This is a genomic window from Caballeronia sp. M23-90 (assembly GCF_053574605.1).
The window spans coordinates 1-2,826 of record NZ_JBSIPA010000642.1 but is presented as its reverse complement, the minus strand read 5'-3'; the positions used below and the strand labels follow the sequence as shown (position 1 = coordinate 2,826).

The window sequence follows — 2,826 nt, the reverse complement described above, 5'->3', positions numbered from 1 at the left end:
CTCGACCGAATCGATCATGCGATCGCTCAGTTGCCGCCAGACACACCACTCGCCGATGCAAGCTGGGGCGCACGCAATCGTGCAGTTATAGGACATCCGTTTGCGCGGCTTGTGCCATCGTGGCTGCCATGGGTGCGCGGCTGGCTCGGCGCACCGCATGATGCGCTTCCGGGCGACTTCAACATGCCGCGCGTGCAAACGCCTTCGTTCGGCGCATCGGAGCGCATGATCGTGTCGCCCGGACGCGAGCAGGACGGCATCTTCGAAATGCCAGGCGGCCAGTCGGGAAATCCCCTGTCACCGTATTTCATGGCGGGACATGAGGCCTGGGTTCGCGGCGATGCAACATCGTTCATGCCCGGTGAAACCGTGCACCGGCTGGACCTGGTTCGGCGTTAGCAACGGCGCGCGCCGTTACTTCGGACTCTGTAACTTTTGTATGTCCCGACGCGTTACGCGGAACCAATTCGTCGATTACGTCCTCTGAACCCTGCATGGCCGCAAACAAGCCGCGTTCTGATCCGGCTTCGCGCGAAAGGCACTATATTAGAAGCTTGATTTTGTTATCTGAAGGAGTACCGCATGAAAGTCCGCAACACGCAAAACTCAGTTCGAACCGCCATTGCAGGCGTCGCCATTGCGCTGTCATTGCCGTTTTTGTCCATGTCAGCCGCACACGCGCAGCTTGGCAACCTGCTGAAGGGAGGTGGAAGTTCCGACGGGTCATCGAGCGGACTCAGCAGCCTTGGCAGCATGGGCAGCGCGCTGACCGGGCAATCGGTGTCATCGGGCAGCACCAGCAACGTCGCGGGCGTGCTGCAGTTCTGTATCAAGAACAACTATGTGAATGCCAGCAGCGCGTCGACGGTGAAAGATTCGTTGATGAGCAAGCTGGGCGGCACGTCGGCGGCATCGCAGGACAGCGGTTATACCGACGGCGCAAACGGTCTGCTGAAAAGCAGCAACGGCAAGCAGGTCGACCTGAGCGGCGGCGGCCTGAAACAACAGGTCACCAAGCAGGTTTGCGACAAGATTCTTTCGCAAGGCAAGTCGTTGATCGGCATGGGCCAGTAAGCAATGTAAGGCTGGTTTGGTGATAAAAAAACGGTCCTGGTTTTTTCCAGGACCGTTTTTTATTGCTTCACCGCTTTTTATGACTTCACATCACGTGCCCGACGCCAAGGTCGTATCGCCGATGCCGATGTAACCAGTTGCCTTTTGCTTCGACAGCACGGGCTGATCGAATTCCTTCATCAAGCCGAGCGCCTGCCGCTCATACAACCGGCGATACAAGCCGTTATCGAGTTCGATCAATTTGTCGTGGCTGCCCTCTTCGGCAATCCGCCCTTTGTCGAGCACGAGCAGCCGGTCAAGCGCGCGCACCGTCGATAACCGATGCGCCACCACCAGCGTGGTCCGGCCGACCATCAGCCGTTCCATTGCCTGCTGGATCAGCACTTCGCTTTCGCTGTCGAGGCTCGACGTCGCTTCGTCGAGTATCAGCACCGGCGCATCCGCAAGGAACGCACGCGCAATCGCCACGCGTTGACGCTCGCCGCCCGACAACTTGATGCCGCGCTCGCCCACCAGCGTGTCATACCCCTGCGGCAACCTGTCGATGAAATCATGCGCGCTCGCAAGCCTGGCCGCACGCTCGATTTCCGCCCGCGTCGCGCCCGGCTTCGCATACGCGATGTTCTCCGCAAGCGACCGGTGAAACAACACCGGCTCCTGCTGGACGATCGCAATCTGGCCTCGCAGCGATGCCTGCTTCACATTGGCGATGTTCTGCCCGTCGATGGTGATCTTCCCGCCCGAGACATCGTAAAGACGCTGGATAAGCTTGATCAGCGTGGTCTTGCCCGATCCCGAATGCCCAACCAGGCCAACGCGTTCTCCCGACTTGATGTGGACCGAGAAATCGTCGTAAAGCGGCGTGGTATGGCCTTCATAGCAAAACGTCACGTGGTCGAAACGAATCTCGCCCTTGCTGATCGCAATGTGTCCGGCATCCGGCTTGTCTTCGATACCCAGCGGCTGCGCCTCGAGCGACACGAGTTCTTCCATGTCGTTGACCGAACGCTGCAGATTGCGCACATGCATGCCGATTTCGCGCAAATAACCCTGCAGCATGAAAAACATGGTGAGCGTGAACGTGATGTCGCCGACGCTGGCTTTATCGGCGTTCCAGAGCAGCAGCGCCGCGCCCAGGATTGCCACCTGCATGAGCACGAGCATGCCGCCCTGCACGCCGCCGTTGATCGTGCCGCGCGCCCATGTGCGTTTCGTGCGATGCCGCCACTTGCCGATCACCCGCGCAAGCCGCGCTTCTTCACGCGTTTCCGCGCCGAACGCCTTCACCACGGTATTGCAGCTCACCGCGTCAGCCAGAGCGCCGCCCATGCGCGTATCCCACGCGTTGCCGAGCCGCGCGGCAGGCGCGACAAATCCCAGCGACAACGCCACGGTCACGCCGATATACACCAGCGATCCGATACCCACCACCACGCCCATCACGGTCCAGTGGGCGCCGAGCAGCGCGGTTGCGCCAACCAGCATGACCACCGACGGCAACAGCGCGATCAGCAACGTGTCATTGAGCAGGTCGAGCGCCCACATGCCGCGCGTGATCTTGCGCACGGTCGATCCAGCAAAGCTGTTGCCGTGCCAGTCGGTGGAAAACCGCTGCACACGATGAAACGCGTCGGCGGCGATTTCACTCATCATCCGCAACGTCAGCGCGATGATGTTCATGAACACGAGCTGGCGCAGGAGCGTGGCGCTCAAGCCCAGCGCGGCCAGCGCGCAGAACGCGGTCACGGCTGA

3 protein-coding genes are annotated in these 2,826 nt (G+C 60.6%); 2 read left to right on the top strand and 1 reads right to left on the bottom strand.

All coding sequences use genetic code 11. The features are described from left to right. On the top strand, positions 1-399 hold a 399-nt coding region (locus ACRXB1_RS34015), incomplete at its 5' end, for a penicillin acylase family protein (protein WP_449494535.1). 183 nt (positions 400-582) lie between these two features. After that, on the top strand, positions 583-1,074 hold the full coding sequence (locus ACRXB1_RS34010; protein WP_449494534.1) for a DUF2501 domain-containing protein: 492 nt from the start codon (positions 583-585) through the stop codon (positions 1,072-1,074). A gap of 90 nt (positions 1,075-1,164) precedes the next feature. Here ACRXB1_RS34010 and ACRXB1_RS34005 read toward each other — a convergent pair. Continuing rightward, a partial coding sequence (locus ACRXB1_RS34005; protein WP_449494533.1) for an ABC transporter ATP-binding protein occupies positions 1,165-2,826 on the bottom strand: 1,662 nt, incomplete at its 5' end.

What these genes read in the sequence shown, in the direction of transcription:
- ACRXB1_RS34010 (WP_449494534.1), top strand. Translation starts at nt 583, where the DNA reads ATGAAAGTCCGCAACACGCAAAACTCAGTTCGAACCGCCATTGCAGGC.